Genomic DNA, 13,670 nt, shown 5'->3' with positions numbered 1-13,670 from the left:
CGGCGCTACAACATTCCCACGAACCGGTTACGCATGGCGTGCCGGGTGGCGTCCTTGATACCCAGGGAATCCTCACCAATCAGCACCCGCTGCACGTTCTCGGAGCCCTCCCCCACCGTCAGCATGTCAATGTAGGCGTTAATCTTCTTGACCGGGTATTCCGCGGTCAGGGCATTGCCACCCAGGACTTCCCGCGCTACATCTCCGGCCAGACGCGCCGCCTGAGTGGCGAAGTATTTGGCACGGGACGCCACCCGCGTCGACACCCGCCCCTGGTCCATGGTCCAACCCACCCTGTGCGACATTAATCGCGCCGCCTCCACTGCCACCGTGGCATCGGCGATACGCTCCTGAATCAATTGGAAGCGGGCGATCGGTTTACCGCCAATGATGCGCTCGTTGGCGTAATTCCGTGCCACATCCAGAGCGGATTGCGCCAGGCCGGTCAACCGTCCACTGACGGTCAGACGGCCGTACTCCAGAGCGTTCATGGCGATACGGAACCCCTCACCCTCTTCACCCAGACGGTTCTCCACCGGCACCACGAAGTCATCCAGAAACACGGTGCAACTGCGCAGCGATCTGGACAGGCCGGGCAATTCGATGGGCTGCGCGCTGTAGCCCTCGAAGTGTTTCGGCTGCACGATGAACGCGGTGATACCGGTATGTGCCGGATCGGCATGCGGATCGGTTTTGGCAAACAACACGCCCACATCAGTGGCATGGGAAAAAGTAATCCACATTTTCGAGCCGTTCAGGCGGTACACGTCGCCATCACGCCTGGCCACGGTGCGCATGGAACCCGCCGGATCGGAGCCACTGCCTTCTTCGGACAAGGCGAACATGCCGATCTGTTCACCGGCAATCAACCCTGGCACGAATCGCCGCGCCTGCTCTTCCGTGCCCCAGTTATAGATGGTGTAAGGGCAGGTCATCGATTGCATGTTCATGGCGTAACCGAATTCCGGCGCCAGCCGGGAAATTTCCTCGGCGATCACCGACACCGCCAGAAAGCCGGCGGCACTACCTCCCAATTCCTCAGGAAAGGGCGCGCCGAACAGGCCGGCCTTTCCCATCTCCCGGATCAGCGGGTAAGCGAACTCTTGCCGCTCCTCGAAACTCTTGATGCCGGTAATCAGGTGCTTTTCACAAACGTCGGTGACCGCGTCACGCAGTGTCACCAGTTCTTCAGGCAGATCGAAATTCATGGTGTCTTCCTATATTGAGTCGTCATACGCACGGTGACGGTCAGCCATCGGCTTCAGCCCCGATGGCGTTGTTCTATATCCCGCGCGGCGGCGGTAAGCAGCGGGACGTATTTCTGCTCCAGTTCCGTCAGAGACATGACCTGGGCGGGCACAATGATGTTGAAGCAGCACACCACCTGATCGTCATGCCGTACCGGCACCGCCGCCGCCCGAATGGTTTTCATCAACTCCTGATTACTGGTGGCGTAACCTTGTTTACGCACCTTTTTAATCAGCTTCTCCAGCTTGTCACGGCTGCCCGCCAAGGCCTCATCCGGCTCCTGCAGCGGGGCCAGGAGATCAAGAATCACCTCCCTCTCCGCGTCCGGGCAGAACGCCAGATGGGCCCGCCCCAGAGCCGTACTTGTCATCGGTACCCGTGACCCCACCGAGCGGTTGATCGAGAACGTACCGGGCTGACGATTGGTGTCGGCGATCACCATCTTGCCGTGCTGATAAAGGGCCAGATCCGAAGGCCAGCCGGTTTTTTCCCGCAGTGTCTTGAGAACCGGCGCGGCCACCGCCAATAACGCCTGATCAGGGCGGAAGTTGTTGGACAGGGACAACACCCGCGCGGTAACGATGTAACGCCGGGCGTCGTTCATTACCGAGATGTAGCCGGCATGCATCAGGGTTTCCAGCAACCGTACCGTGGATGCCTTTGGCAATCCGGTGGCCTCGGTAATCTCTCGCAGACTCGCCGGCCCCAACCGGTTGACCGCTTCCAACACTTTCAACCCTTTCAGAACCGCGGACACCGGTGCGTATGCCATCTTCCTCTCTCATGGTTTCCCTGTAGGTTCACTAAATGAACCTTTGATTCAAAATAGCGTTGCACAAAGAAGCGGCCCCATGCAAGACTGAAAAAAACAATATCGTCGGCGCCCGGCGCCGTGCCTTGAGGAGAGGTCATGTTCGAATTATTGAAGGGCATCCGGGTGCTGGACCTGAGCACCGTGGTACTGGGCCCGTTCGCTTCCCAGCTTCTTGCCGACCTGGGCGCCGACGTGATCAAAGTGGAGGCACCGGAGGGGGACATCTTTCGCGCCGCGGCGCCAGCCCGGCACACCGGCATGGGCGCCGGCTTTCTCAATCTGAATCGCAACAAACGCTCTCTGGTCATCGATCTGAAAACCACCGAAGGCCAGGCCACACTGCACAAGCTGATCAAGGACGCCGACGTGCTGCTGCACAACGTGCGTCCGGCCGCCGCACAAAAACTGGGTATCGACGACGCCACCGTACGGAGCCTTAATCCCCGCCTGGTGTACTGCGCGGCAGTGGGGTTTGGCGGCGACGGGCCCTATGCCGACGACCCGGCCTACGACGACATCATGCAAGCGATCAGCGGACTGGCCTCTCTCAACCACACTCCCGATTCACCACCGGCCTTCGCCCCCACTGTCCTGGCCGATAAAGTGGCCGGCCTTTACGCCACCATCGGCATCGCCGCCGCGCTGCTGCACCGCGAGCGCACCGGCCAGGGAGGGTCGGTGGAAGCCCCCATGTTCGAGAGTCTGGTGTCTTTTCTATTGGCGGAGCATCTCAGCGGCCACGTGTTTCAGCCGCCGTTGGGTTCACTGCGTTACGACCGGCTGATGACGCCTTACCGCCGCCCCTATCGCACCGCCGATGGCTATCTCGCCGTGCTGCCCTACACCTCACGTCACTGGCAGCGCTTCCTCGGTCTGGTCGGCCGTCACGATCTGGCAAACGCGGACTGGGTGCTGGATCCGCCACGTCGCAGCGAGCGCATTGGCGAACTGTATCAAGTGGCAGCGGAATGCATGCCGGCACAGACCACCGCCTGCTGGCTTGCCGCGCTCAGGGAGCAGGACATTCCCTGCGGCCCGGTGAACACCCTGGAAGATCTGCTCGACGATCCACACCTGCGGGCGGTGGATTTCTTTCAGGAAATCGACCATCCCAGCGAAGGCAAACTACTGGGTACCCGGCACCCGCTGCGCTTCACCGGAGCCATCACCCACCCCGACCAACCGGCGCCACGACTCGGGGAAGACAGTCAAAGCGTGCTGGCCGAAGCCGGATTCAGCGACGCTGAGATCCGTGCTTTGCGGGCCAGAGCCGTGGTGGGCGTTCCCGCCGCCAACGATCCCGGCTGACCGCCAAACCGACTCAGGCATCCGCAGGATTGGTGGGGCCGCCGCAGTTGATTAGAATGGGCGGTTTCCCGTCGCGTCAGGCGACGGCATGGTCATACCTTTTTCCTAGCCACGGCGGCCCATGAGCAACAACACGCACAGGACGCAAAAAAAAGCGCAACCGGCCCCTCCCAGCGCCAGATTGGTACAGCTGGTGGCCGCACTGGGCAACGGCACCGGCCTTGATGCTCACGCCTGCTTCGCGGAGCGCATGGGCCGGTTGTTCGATCTGTCCGATACCATTGCGCTGGACGCCGCCTATAAGTACCAGTCCATGGGGCCATTCCGCCCCGAAGAAGGTCTGACGGAGCGTCTGCGGGCGGACTTCAACCAGACCCGGGACACGCTCCTCAACGGCATCACGCTGAGTTTCGACCCCGGCGACGTCAAGGTGAAGCTGCGACTGCCGGAGACCATCGAAACGCCACCGGTGTTCAAACCCTATGAACGTTTTTACCTGTCCCATCAGAGGCAGCTGATCACCGCTATCCAGTATCTTCGGCAACGTCTCCGCGACGGCTTCGCCGCCCAGAATCACGCTCTCGCCCAGCTCGCCGTGCTCGACACGGTGTTCGACAACACCCTGGCCAGCTACGGCCGTTACTGCTTCGGCGCCATACCGATGGTGCTGGGCAAACGCTTTCGCTCCCTTTGGCGGGCGCACCGCAATCAACAACAGGAAGATCAGCCCGATCCGACCGACGCCTGGGTGGCGCCGGGGGGCTGGTTACACCAGTTTCGGCAGGAAATGCAGACGCTGCTGCTGGCCGAGCTGGAAACCCGTTTGGAGCCGGTGCAGGGCCTGCTGGACGCATTGAATCACGAGGAACCACTCCCGCAATGACACGTTTTCTTTTCGCGCTGACCTTCATTCTGGGCGCCATCACGGTGATCTGGGTGGGCCTGGGCTTTCTCGGCACCGATCTGGTGGCGCTGACCGCCATCCTGCTGATCGCACTGGTGTACGGCCTGGGCTTCCTGGAGCTGCGGCAGTTCCGCCGCGCCACCGATCAATTGCGCCAGAGCCTGGGACAACTGCCGGGCAGCCCGGACAGCCTGGGCCAATGGCTCTCCGACCTGCCCGCTTCCCTGCGTAACGCGGTGCGCCGTCGGGTGGAAGGCGAGCCGGCCGCCCTGCCCGGCCCGATGCTAACCCCCTACCTCTCCGGTCTGCTGGTCATGCTCGGCCTGCTCGGCACCTTCATCGGCATGATCGTGACTCTGCGCGGTGCCGTTACCGCTCTGGAGGGCGGCAGCGAACTGCACGCCATCCGTAATGCCCTGGCCGCGCCGATCAGCGGCATGAGCCTGGCGTTCGGCACCTCCATCGCCGGTGTCGCCAGCTCCGCCATGCTGGGCCTGGCCGCCGCCCTGAGCCGCCGGGACCGGATTGTGACCGGCCGCGAGCTGGACGGTCATATCGCCACGGAACTGCGTGCGTTCTCGATCGGCCAGCAACAGCGCGATACTTACCAGGCGTTGCGAGAGCAGTCCGCCGCCTTCCCCGAAGTGGTTGCCCAACTCGGTCATCTTGCCGAACGCATGGAACACATGAGCGAGCAGGTCAGCGGTGCTTTGACGCAAAACCAGCAACAATTCCATGACGACGTCAGCGGCCACTACCAGCAACTGGCCCGCTCGGTCAGCGATACCCTGAAACAGAGCCTGGCGGACAGCGGCCGCATCGCGGCGGAGAGCACCCGCCCGATCGTGGAAGCGGCCATGGCCCGTCTGGGACAACAGGCGGAAAGCACCCACCAGGCGCTCAGCGAGATCAGCGAGCGCCAACTCGGCGCCCTGGCGGAACGCTTCCAGAGCACCACCGAGCACGCCGCCCGGGCCTGGCAATCCGGTCTTGGCGAGCAGCAACAATACAGCCGTCAGCTGACGGAACAGGTAGCCGAAGCACTGCAGGCGCACAGCGAACGCTTCCGTGAACAAAGCGATCGCCTGCTGACTCAGGCGCGGGAGCATCATCAACACTTGCAGCAGGCCAGCGAGGCGCAATTGTCGGCCCTGGCTGAGCGCTTCCAGACCACCACCGAGCATACGGCGGAACTGTGGCGCGGTGGCCTGAGCGAACAGCAGCAAGCCAACGTCCAACTGGCGGATAGCCTTGGCGCCACCCTGAAGGACCACAACGACACCTTCCACCAACACAGCAAGGCGTTGCTGGACCAGACTCGCGAACACCACCAGCAACTGCACAGCACCGGCGAACGTCAGTTGGCGACACTGGCCGAGCGCTTCCAGGCCACCACCGAACAAACTGCTGAACATTGGCGCCATGGTCTGGATCAACAGCAGCGCTCCGCCGCGGGTCTGATTGAAAACATCACCCAGACCCTGCAAAGCCATAACGAGCAATTCCAGAGCGCCGCCGAGACGCTTATAGCGCAACAGCGCAACGGCCTGGAGAAACTGATAGCGGATACTGGCGAGGCCCTGTCCGCGCTGCGTGATGAAGAAGCCCGGCGTGGCGAAACCGCCACCGCGCGGCTGGCGGAACTGGAAACCACGGTTACCCGTCACCTCGGCGACCTGGGCGCGGCCCTGGAAGCGCCCATGACGCGTCTGATCGAAACCGCTTCGGAGACGCCCAAGGCCGCCGCCGAGGTAATCAGCCAGCTGCGCGAGGAGATGGCTCGCGGCAGTGAACGCGACAACGACATGCTGGAGGAGCGCCGACGCATCATGGCGGAGCTGGAAACCCTGCTGGCCGCCCAGCGTGAAGCCGCCACCGCCCAGCGCGAGGCCGTGGAAAGCCTGATCCGTGATTCCGCCGATGTTCTCAAGACCGTCAGCGACGCCTTCTCGCAGCAGGTGGACGAACAAAGCCGCAAGCTGGATGAAGTGACGTCCGACGTCACCGGCGGCGCCCATGAAGTGGCCAGCCTCAGCGAGGCGTTCTCCGTCGCCGTGCAGCTGTTCAGCGACGCCAATGACAAGCTGGTGGACCATCTGCAACGGGTGGAAACCGCGTTGGAGCAGGCCACCACACGCAACGACGAACAGTTGGCTTACTACGTGGAGCAAGCCCGGGAAGTCATCGACCTGAGCATGACCTCACAGAAGGATGTGCTTGAAGCGCTTGGCGCGGTGCGCCAGCAGTCGGCCACCAACGGCAACGGAGCCGGCTGATGGACGAGCTGCACGACAGCCAGGCCCAGGCCACGCCGGTCTGGGCCATCTTCTCCGACCTGATGGCGGCGCTGGTGGGCATTTTTGTGCTGATCACGGTGTGGGTGATCGGCATCCAACTGGAGCTGAGCCAGTCCCTGCAACAGGAAAAAGCCCGCCGCCAGGTGGAGGAACAGCGCCGGATCGCGCTGGAAGACGCCCTGCGGGATCCCCTCTCCAGCGGCCGCATCACTTTCCATAACGGCCGCATCGGCATTAGTGGCAGTGTGTTGTTCGCGCTCAATTCCGATGTCCTGCAACCCCAGGGCGAAAAGTTGCTGAGCAGCCTGGTGGAACCGCTGCGGAATTATCTCAGCGAACATGATGAATTGCTGATGGTGAGTGGCTTCACCGACGATCTGGCGATCCAGAAAGGGAATTCGCGTTATCAGGACAACTGGGGGCTTTCGGCGCAAAGGGCGCTTACCGTCACCCGCACCCTGATCGCCCAGGGCATGCCGGCGGATCGCATTTTCGCCGCCGCTTTCGGCGACAACCAGCCGGTGGTTCCAAACCAGAGCGAAGCCTCCCGCGCCCAGAACCGTCGGGTGGAGATCACTACCGTACCGCGCCAGAGCAATCAGGCAGAGAACGATGAGTGACGCCACCGGTTCACCCACACCGCTGGAACGTCTTGCCCGGCTGCGTGACGACCACGCCGACCGCTACGACCCGGTGCGTTTCCGGTATCTGGAAGCTCTGGCGCGACGGCTGGCGGAAAGCCGCCGGGCGCCAACACTGGCGCAACAGGACAAATGGCAGCAGGCGCTGACGGACTATCAAGCACGCTTCGAAGAAGCGCGGGAGGCGGCCCGGGTACGGCGCGCCGCTTTGCCTTATGACACTCTCGACGACGCGACACAGGCACAGTTGGATCACCTGTTCGAAAGCGGTGACTTGCGCGCATTCCAGCGCCTCGCCGAACAGCAGGCACGGCATTCCCCCTCACCGCTGGTGGCCTTGCTGGAAGCACTGCAGAACAGTGATGTCGAAGACGAAGGCGCCGACAACACACCTTTGGATTCTCTGCTAAGAAACCACCCCAACCTGTTTCAGAAAACCGCCAGCAAGGGGCGTCGCAACACCCGCCCGCTGGCATCACCACGGGAACTCAAGGCCCTGCGCCAACTGCGCGCCACCCGCGCCCGCCTGCATACCCAAAAGCGCATCGACCACGCCATCGCCCAGACACCCGGCGACGCCGGCCCGCTCAATGCACACCGCCTGGTCACTCGCAGCGTGGAGACCCTGCGCGGCCTGTCACCGGACTATCTGAACCACTTCGTCAGTTACATGGACACCCTGTTGGCGCTGGAGAAGGTGGCGAAGAAGGGCTGACGTCCCGCCCGGCAACACTGCTGCCATTATCTGACAGGAGACGCTCTTACACTCCTCTTCCAATCAATAACGACACGGAGAGGATTGCATGAGTCAGGATCTGGTCTTCTATACCAATCCCATGTCTCGGGCGCGGGTGGCGCGGTGGATGCTTGAAGAAGTGAACCAGCCCTACCGCACCCATGTTTTGTCGTTCGGTTTGGGGATGAGAGACGCGGACTATCTGGCGATCAACCCGATGGGGAAAGTACCCGCCCTGGTGCATGGCGATACCGTCATTACCGAAGTCTCGGCGATCTGCACTTATCTGGCCGACGCCTTCCCGCAAGCCGGGCTGGCACCGGCTCCGACCAGTCGGGAGCGGGGCGCTTACTATCGCTGGCTGTTTTTCATCGCCGGCCCGTTCGATGCCGCCTGCACCAATCATGTGTTGGGTTTCGAGATCGGCAACGATGCCAAGAAGGCGGCCACCGCCGGATACGGCACGCTGGAGCGGGTACTGAACACGCTGGAAAACGAGTTACGCTGGCGCGATTACCTGGTCGGCAAACAGTTCACCGCCGCCGACCTGCTCGCCGGCGCGTACCTGGGTTACGAGATGGCCATCGGGGCCATTGAAAAGCGGCCGGTGTTCGAACGCTACTGCGCCAATCTGATCGAACGCCCCGCGGCCATCAAGGCACAGCAAATCGACAATGACCTGGCCTCCCACGCGGTCTGATTCAGAGCGCCCCTCTCTCCGGAATCTCACCGGGAAAAACATTCCAACGGAGAGGGGCATTCCCGATACCGGCACGGCTGTGGCACAGTAAGAGCACTGTTCGCCCACCGTCAAGGAGACCGCAATGGCCAAGGTATCGGTATACAGCGACACTCACTATCAGCAACATATCCACGCCCGCCACCACCGCTTTGAAGCCGATGAAGGCGCCGATCTGGGCGGCGAGGACAGCGGCCCCAACCCCTACGAATTGCTGCTCTCCGGTCTCGGCGCCTGCACCTCCATTACCCTGCGTATGTACGCCGAGCGCAAGGGCTGGGAGCTGGGAGAGATCAGCGTGTACCTGCACTTCCGTCGCGACGAAGGCGGCAACGAGTTCATCGACCGGACACTTTCCTGCAGCAGGGATCTGACCGACGAGCAACGACAGCGGCTGCTGGAGATCGCCGCCAAGACCCCGGTGACCAAGACTGTGGGACGGGGCACTCCCATCGAAAGCAAATGGCAGTAACACGCGCTGGCTTAGCGACGCTGCCAATCCATATCGGGAATGAAGATACGATGGGCGAAGGTACCATCCCATTGCACATCCAGGCCGGCCTTGGTGAGTTCCTCGACAATCAGCGTGCCCACCACTGGCCCCTCCGTCTCTTCATGCACCGGGTCCATGGGGCCGAAGGCCAGATATAGACCACCGCCGGATACCACGCATTCCAGATCCTGACCATGGTAAAAGCAGTAGCCGCTAACGCTGTCCTGCTCAGGGTGTTCAGAGAACACCTCCTGAACGTCGGCATAGCCGTCATCCTGCGTGTACCCGGCATTGTGCAAGGCAATCACACCCCGCTTATTGAGCGCCAGGAACGCCTGCTCCAAACGGTCGCAATCCGTTACCGCCGGCCATTGGCGCTTTTCCCGTTCCAATTCACTGAAAGCGGCGTCCACGGCCTGCTCCACCGCTTGTTCGTCCAGTTCTCCCGGTTCATACATCTCCTCACACAGGATCTCGATGATGTCATCACGCTCATCGAACCCGCCGCGCACCAAGGCCCGTATTTCACCCAGCGTATCCACTGAAAGAGACATCTTCGTTCCCTCCTCGGGAGCGATTGGCCACGCCATGCGACGTGGAGGTTAGAGTTTTTGCCTTACCAGGGTCATACATTACCCTTTCAATTCGGTGAACGATCATCCCACTTAACGATAAACGGCCTGGCCAGCTCATTGTTGTCCACGATGATATGCGCCTTTTCCATGGGATGACATCGCTGCCTATAAAAAGCCTGCCCACCCGTATAGCGGCGGTTCAGAGGGTGATCCGGGGAACAGGGGCCGCTATCCCGCAGCTGCAAACGGGATACGGAAGTATCACTGCGGATATCCAGATAGAGGGATAGATCCCAATACCCGCTCAACTCCGGCCGCTGCAGGAAAATACCATCAAAGAGAAGCACATGCCCCCGAGTCGCCTCCCGCGGGGAGACGACCACCGGTCTATCCATGACATGATTGAATACAGCAGTGGTGTAAACCCCGCTTCCAGCAGGCGCCAATGGATCCAGAAGAAGCCGCTTTAGTGCCTCGTAATCATAGGAATCGTAATAAAAGCCTTCCGGGGAATAACGCCCTTTACGGTAGCGAATGACCTTAGGGTTATGGAAGCCATCGACGGATGCGCGGATTACCTTGATTCCATCGCCGTGCAACACCCCCCACAACTCATCCGCAAAGGTGCTCTTGCCCGCCCCGTCCACGCCGTCAACGGCCACACACAGGGTCGCGCTGTTCACCCTGTTGGCAATGGCTGTTGCGATTCTCTGGAGCAATGCCTTTCGTTGTTCCATGTCCCCATGCTCATTGCCATCAACTTTATGGCGTGCAGGCTTTCAATATCTCCACGGCTCGGGGCAACGGATACTCACAACCATCAACGGCAACCGTTCGCGCATGAGGATGCAAAAGCAGCTGGTATTCCTTATTACCATTCGGGTAACGCGCCAGTGTCAGCAGGATAGCCTGCCCTTCCTCCTTCGCGCCTCGCAAATCCCACAGCCCATCTCTGAGATCCAGCAGGACCTCGGCCGTCTCCGTATCCGTGAGCACCGGAGCATGGACCCAGTGAGACATCCTCATCTCACGAGGCACGGTATCCAGCCTGTACCTTCCGTTGTGAAAGAGTGTACTCATCCCTGTTCATACCATCAGTGGTCAGGACGCCTCGAGCTTGTCCTGGGTGCGGGTGTCGAAATCGCTGGCGTCGTGACGTTCACGGAGCTGGGTTTCGGGTTTGCCGAAGGTCCGGTTCACCATGCGGCCACGACTTACCGCCGGGCGGGCGTCAATTTGCTTGGCCCAACGGGTCACGTTCTTGTAGGACTCCACATCCAGGAATTCAGCGGCGTCGTACAAACGTCCCAATACCAGCTGTCCATACCAGGGCCAGGTGCTCACATCGGCAATGGAATATTCATCACCGGCCAGATAAGCATTCTTCGCCAGATGGCGGTCCAGTACATCAAGCTGGCGTTTTACTTCCATGGTGTAGCGGTCGATGGGATAGCGATACTTCTCCGGAGCATAGGCATAGAAGTGGCCAAAACCACCGCCCAGGAAAGGCGCCGCGCCCTGCTGCCAGAACAGCCAGTTCATACACTCGGTGCGAGCCCCGTGCTCCTTGGGTATCAGAGCGCCAAATTTCTCCGCCAGATACAGGACAATGGAGGCGGTTTCAAACACACGCCGCGGCGGATCCACGCTGTGATCCATCATGGCGGGGATCTTGGAGTTGGGATTGATTTCCACGAAGCCGCTGCCGAACTGATCGCCTTCGCCGATATTGACCAGCCAGGCGTCATACTCAGCGCCAGTGTGGCCCAGAGCCAGCAACTCCTCCAGCATTACCGTGACCTTGACGCCATTGGGCGTGGCCAGGGAGTAAAGCTGCAATGGATGCTTGCCCACCGGCAACTCTTTGTCATGGGTGGCACCGGCGATGGGCCGGTTGATGTTGGCGAACTTGCCGCCGTTGCCGGGCTCCCATTGCCAGACTTGCGGAGGCGTATAGGTGTCGTCGGTCATTGGAATGCTCTCACGATTAGCCAAAGTCGGTTGACGTGTAGCATGCCAACATAAACCCTGGCGAACGGCAAGGTACTCCCCTTGCCTGATCCTGCCCGTTCCTTTGCCGTGTCAACGCCACCAGACAGCGTCACCCCAGTTCCGGCCGTTCAGATTGTTTTTCAATTACAGAAAAAACGGCCTGGAGCAGTCTTCCCCGTGGCCCGATAAAATAAGGGCCATACGGCCCCCTGCTTTATATCACACCATTATCGGCTCACTGGCGTATTGATCAGGGTGCCGCTACCCTGGGCTCTATCCAAAAAAGATACGGTGCCCGCCGTCCCTCACCAGCATCCGCTGGCGACAACCAGGAGGAAAGGATGCCATACGCAGACCGCAGCCCACCATCACGTCTTTTGATCACCTTTCTTTGCCTGCTGATCACCGGCCTGGCGCACGCCGAACCACTTACCGTGGCGGTCAAATCAGCGCCCCCGTTCAGCTATCAGGAAGAAGGCAAATGGACGGGCATCAGCATCGATTTATGGGATCAGCTGGCGGGCCAACTGGAGCAGGACTATCAATTGCGCTCTTACCAAAGCGTATCGGAGATGCTCGAAGCCGTGGAACACGGCCAGGCCGATGTGGCTATTGGGGCCATCAGTGTGACCGCCGACCGGGAACGGCGACTGGACTTCACCCAGCCCATGTTCCGTGCCGGCCTTGGCATTGCCACGCCCAGCAGCCCCTCTGGCTGGCTGACTACTCTGCAAGGCCTGTTCAGCTGGAAGTTCCTCTCCGCCGTCACCGCACTGGTCCTGGTGCTGCTGGCGGTTGGATTGGCGGTCTGGCTGTTGGAGCGCCGCCGTAATCCCGAACAATTTGGCGGCAGCATCCGTGAAGGCATTGGCAGCGGATTCTGGTGGTCGGCGGTTACCATGACCACCGTGGGCTACGGTGATAAAGCGCCGGTCACCCCGGCCGGCCGGGCCATCGGTTTAATCTGGATGTTCGCCAGCATCATCACCATATCCGGCTTTACCGCCGCCATTGCCTCCAGCGTTACCGTCAATCAACTGCAAACCCGGGTTTCCGGCGTCGCGGATCTGCCACGAGTTAAAGTCGGAACCGTCGACGGCACCAGCGCATCTCACTGGCTCGATAATCAGGGTATTGCTTACCGACCCTATCAGAATATCGAGCAGGTAATGCAGGGCGTGGCACAAGGCCGGGTGGATGCAGTGGTCTATGACGCTCCGGTGATGCGTTACATGCTGCGCCAGAACCAGGATAGCGATGTACTGGTTCTGCCCCAGTTGGCCCGGGAAGAAAGCTATGCCATTGCCGTGGCCAATGGATCCCAGCTGCGCGAGCCATTGGACCGTGCCTTGCTGGGTATTTTAAACGATGAAGAATGGCGTGGAGTGGTGACCCGTTACTTGGGGGCGGAGTAGGCTTCCGGGCGGTCAAAGCACACCTCATGCGGGTGTGCTTGCCTTTCCCGATCTGCCCTGAACCAGTTCCATATGCAGTAGCGGGTAGGGCTTACCCTGCCCATCCAACGGCGAGCGGCCCACTACCGAAAAACCGATGTGCTTATAGAAGCCCAGAGCCTGTTTGTTCTGTTCATTAACGTCCACTTTTGTCGCGCCTTGCCGTTCCACGGCATGCGCCGCCAGTAAAGACCCGACACCGGTTCCTCGTGCCTCCGGTGCAATGAACAACATCTCTATGTTCCCTTCGGCCACGCCACAGAAGCCTTGAATCTGGCCAGTTTCATCCCGGGCACAGGTAAGCTCAACCGCGTCAAAGTATTGCTCAAGTATAAGCGGCCTGAGCGCCTCAATGTCGCCTTCCTTAAGAAAGTCATGAGTGGCCCTGACGGACGCCTCCCAGATTCCTATCAACACCCGATGATCTTTACCTTCCGCACGCTCAATGTGCATTTTTCACCTTCTTATT

15 protein-coding genes are annotated in these 13,670 nt (G+C 60.8%); 8 read left to right on the top strand and 7 right to left on the bottom strand.

Annotated features, from left to right (window positions below; genetic code table 11):
* Nucleotides 1-5: 5 nt before the first annotated feature.
* Nucleotides 6-1,208: an acyl-CoA dehydrogenase family protein gene (locus tag B5T_RS01815; protein WP_014992742.1), complete on the bottom strand. Its 1,203-nt coding sequence runs from the start codon at nucleotides 1,206-1,208 to the stop codon at nucleotides 6-8.
* Between the two features lie 53 nt (nucleotides 1,209-1,261).
* On the bottom strand, nucleotides 1,262-2,020 hold the full coding sequence (locus B5T_RS01810; protein WP_014992741.1) for an IclR family transcriptional regulator domain-containing protein: 759 nt from the start codon (nucleotides 2,018-2,020) through the stop codon (nucleotides 1,262-1,264).
* A 138-nt stretch (nucleotides 2,021-2,158) separates the two neighbouring features.
* On the opposite strand from B5T_RS01810, the gene B5T_RS01805 reads away from it, so the two are divergent.
* From B5T_RS01805 to B5T_RS01775, 7 genes are all read left to right on the top strand, one after another.
* Nucleotides 2,159-3,370, top strand: coding sequence for a CaiB/BaiF CoA transferase family protein (locus tag B5T_RS01805; protein WP_014992740.1), 1,212 nt, complete (start codon nucleotides 2,159-2,161; stop codon nucleotides 3,368-3,370).
* Nucleotides 3,371-3,491: 121 nt separating this feature from the next.
* Nucleotides 3,492-4,253: a DUF3348 domain-containing protein gene (locus B5T_RS01800; protein WP_014992739.1), complete on the top strand. Its 762-nt coding sequence runs from the start codon at nucleotides 3,492-3,494 to the stop codon at nucleotides 4,251-4,253.
* Complete coding sequence (locus tag B5T_RS01795) at nucleotides 4,250-6,550, top strand: DUF802 domain-containing protein (RefSeq protein ID WP_014992738.1); 2,301 nt, start codon at nucleotides 4,250-4,252, stop codon at nucleotides 6,548-6,550. The genes B5T_RS01800 and B5T_RS01795 overlap by 4 nt, the downstream gene beginning before the upstream one ends.
* Nucleotides 6,550-7,191, top strand: a complete 642-nt coding sequence (locus tag B5T_RS01790; RefSeq protein WP_014992737.1) for an OmpA family protein — start codon at nucleotides 6,550-6,552, stop codon at nucleotides 7,189-7,191. Before B5T_RS01795 ends, B5T_RS01790 begins: the two co-directional genes overlap by 1 nt.
* Entirely contained in the window at nucleotides 7,184-7,927 is a 744-nt protein-coding gene (locus B5T_RS01785; protein ID WP_014992736.1) for a DUF2894 domain-containing protein, read from the top strand. Before B5T_RS01790 ends, B5T_RS01785 begins: the two co-directional genes overlap by 8 nt.
* Before the next feature lie 88 nt (nucleotides 7,928-8,015).
* Nucleotides 8,016-8,648: a glutathione S-transferase family protein gene (locus B5T_RS01780; protein WP_014992735.1), complete on the top strand. Its 633-nt coding sequence runs from the start codon at nucleotides 8,016-8,018 to the stop codon at nucleotides 8,646-8,648.
* Between the two features lie 124 nt (nucleotides 8,649-8,772).
* Nucleotides 8,773-9,159: an OsmC family protein gene (locus tag B5T_RS01775; protein WP_014992734.1), complete on the top strand. Its 387-nt coding sequence runs from the start codon at nucleotides 8,773-8,775 to the stop codon at nucleotides 9,157-9,159.
* An 11-nt stretch (nucleotides 9,160-9,170) separates the two neighbouring features.
* Here the strand turns inward: B5T_RS01775 and B5T_RS01770 are convergent, their stop codons facing one another.
* The 4 genes from B5T_RS01770 to yghU all read right to left on the bottom strand — a co-directional run bounded on the left by B5T_RS01770 (nucleotide 9,171) and on the right by yghU (nucleotide 11,726).
* Complete coding sequence (locus B5T_RS01770; protein WP_014992733.1) at nucleotides 9,171-9,734, bottom strand: DUF6891 domain-containing protein; 564 nt, start codon at nucleotides 9,732-9,734, stop codon at nucleotides 9,171-9,173.
* A gap of 86 nt (nucleotides 9,735-9,820) precedes the next feature.
* On the bottom strand, nucleotides 9,821-10,492 hold the full coding sequence (locus B5T_RS01765; RefSeq protein ID WP_014992732.1) for a nucleoside/nucleotide kinase family protein: 672 nt from the start codon (nucleotides 10,490-10,492) through the stop codon (nucleotides 9,821-9,823).
* 25 nt (nucleotides 10,493-10,517) lie between these two features.
* The gene (locus B5T_RS01760; protein ID WP_148279183.1) at nucleotides 10,518-10,775 is read right to left on the bottom strand and encodes a hypothetical protein; all 258 of its coding nucleotides are present in this window, start codon (nucleotides 10,773-10,775) and stop codon (nucleotides 10,518-10,520) included.
* An 81-nt stretch (nucleotides 10,776-10,856) separates the two neighbouring features.
* Nucleotides 10,857-11,726 (bottom strand): glutathione-dependent disulfide-bond oxidoreductase, encoded by an 870-nt coding sequence (gene yghU / locus B5T_RS01755; RefSeq protein ID WP_014992730.1) that lies wholly within the window; start codon nucleotides 11,724-11,726, stop codon nucleotides 10,857-10,859.
* A 362-nt stretch (nucleotides 11,727-12,088) separates the two neighbouring features.
* Here yghU and B5T_RS01750 point away from each other — a divergent pair, with 362 nt between their 5' ends.
* Nucleotides 12,089-13,162 (top strand): transporter substrate-binding domain-containing protein, encoded by a 1,074-nt coding sequence (locus B5T_RS01750; protein WP_014992729.1) that lies wholly within the window; start codon nucleotides 12,089-12,091, stop codon nucleotides 13,160-13,162.
* 24 nt (nucleotides 13,163-13,186) lie between these two features.
* Here the strand turns inward: B5T_RS01750 and B5T_RS01745 are convergent, their stop codons facing one another.
* Nucleotides 13,187-13,654 (bottom strand): acetyltransferase, encoded by a 468-nt coding sequence (locus B5T_RS01745; RefSeq protein ID WP_041716696.1) that lies wholly within the window; start codon nucleotides 13,652-13,654, stop codon nucleotides 13,187-13,189.
* Between the last annotated feature and the right edge of the window lie 16 nt (nucleotides 13,655-13,670).

The organism is Alloalcanivorax dieselolei B5 (genome assembly GCF_000300005.1).
Classification (GTDB): Bacteria; Pseudomonadota; Gammaproteobacteria; order Pseudomonadales; family Alcanivoracaceae; genus Alloalcanivorax; species Alloalcanivorax dieselolei.
This window is presented reverse-complemented; position numbering and strand designations above follow the sequence as displayed.

Bases quoted from the DNA above. Each gene is read 5' to 3' on its own strand.
- B5T_RS01800 (WP_014992739.1), top strand. From the start codon at position 3,492: ATGAGCAACAACACGCACAGGACGCAAAAAAAAGCGCAACCGGCCCCT.
- B5T_RS01765 (WP_014992732.1), bottom strand. From the start codon at position 10,492: ATGGAACAACGAAAGGCATTGCTCCAGAGAATCGCAACAGCCATTGCC.
- B5T_RS01795 (WP_014992738.1), top strand. From the start codon at position 4,250: ATGACACGTTTTCTTTTCGCGCTGACCTTCATTCTGGGCGCCATCACG.
- B5T_RS01780 (WP_014992735.1), top strand. From the start codon at position 8,016: ATGAGTCAGGATCTGGTCTTCTATACCAATCCCATGTCTCGGGCGCGG.
- yghU (WP_014992730.1), bottom strand. From the start codon at position 11,726: ATGACCGACGACACCTATACGCCTCCGCAAGTCTGGCAATGGGAGCCC.
- B5T_RS01760 (WP_148279183.1), bottom strand. From the start codon at position 10,775: ATGTCTCACTGGGTCCATGCTCCGGTGCTCACGGATACGGAGACGGCC.
- B5T_RS01745 (WP_041716696.1), bottom strand. From the start codon at position 13,654: ATGCACATTGAGCGTGCGGAAGGTAAAGATCATCGGGTGTTGATAGGA.
- B5T_RS01770 (WP_014992733.1), bottom strand. From the start codon at position 9,734: ATGTCTCTTTCAGTGGATACGCTGGGTGAAATACGGGCCTTGGTGCGC.
- B5T_RS01790 (WP_014992737.1), top strand. From the start codon at position 6,550: ATGGACGAGCTGCACGACAGCCAGGCCCAGGCCACGCCGGTCTGGGCC.
- B5T_RS01785 (WP_014992736.1), top strand. From the start codon at position 7,184: ATGAGTGACGCCACCGGTTCACCCACACCGCTGGAACGTCTTGCCCGG.
- B5T_RS01750 (WP_014992729.1), top strand. From the start codon at position 12,089: ATGCCATACGCAGACCGCAGCCCACCATCACGTCTTTTGATCACCTTT.
- B5T_RS01775 (WP_014992734.1), top strand. From the start codon at position 8,773: ATGGCCAAGGTATCGGTATACAGCGACACTCACTATCAGCAACATATC.
- B5T_RS01805 (WP_014992740.1), top strand. From the start codon at position 2,159: ATGTTCGAATTATTGAAGGGCATCCGGGTGCTGGACCTGAGCACCGTG.
- B5T_RS01815 (WP_014992742.1), bottom strand. From the start codon at position 1,208: ATGAATTTCGATCTGCCTGAAGAACTGGTGACACTGCGTGACGCGGTC.
- B5T_RS01810 (WP_014992741.1), bottom strand. From the start codon at position 2,020: ATGGCATACGCACCGGTGTCCGCGGTTCTGAAAGGGTTGAAAGTGTTG.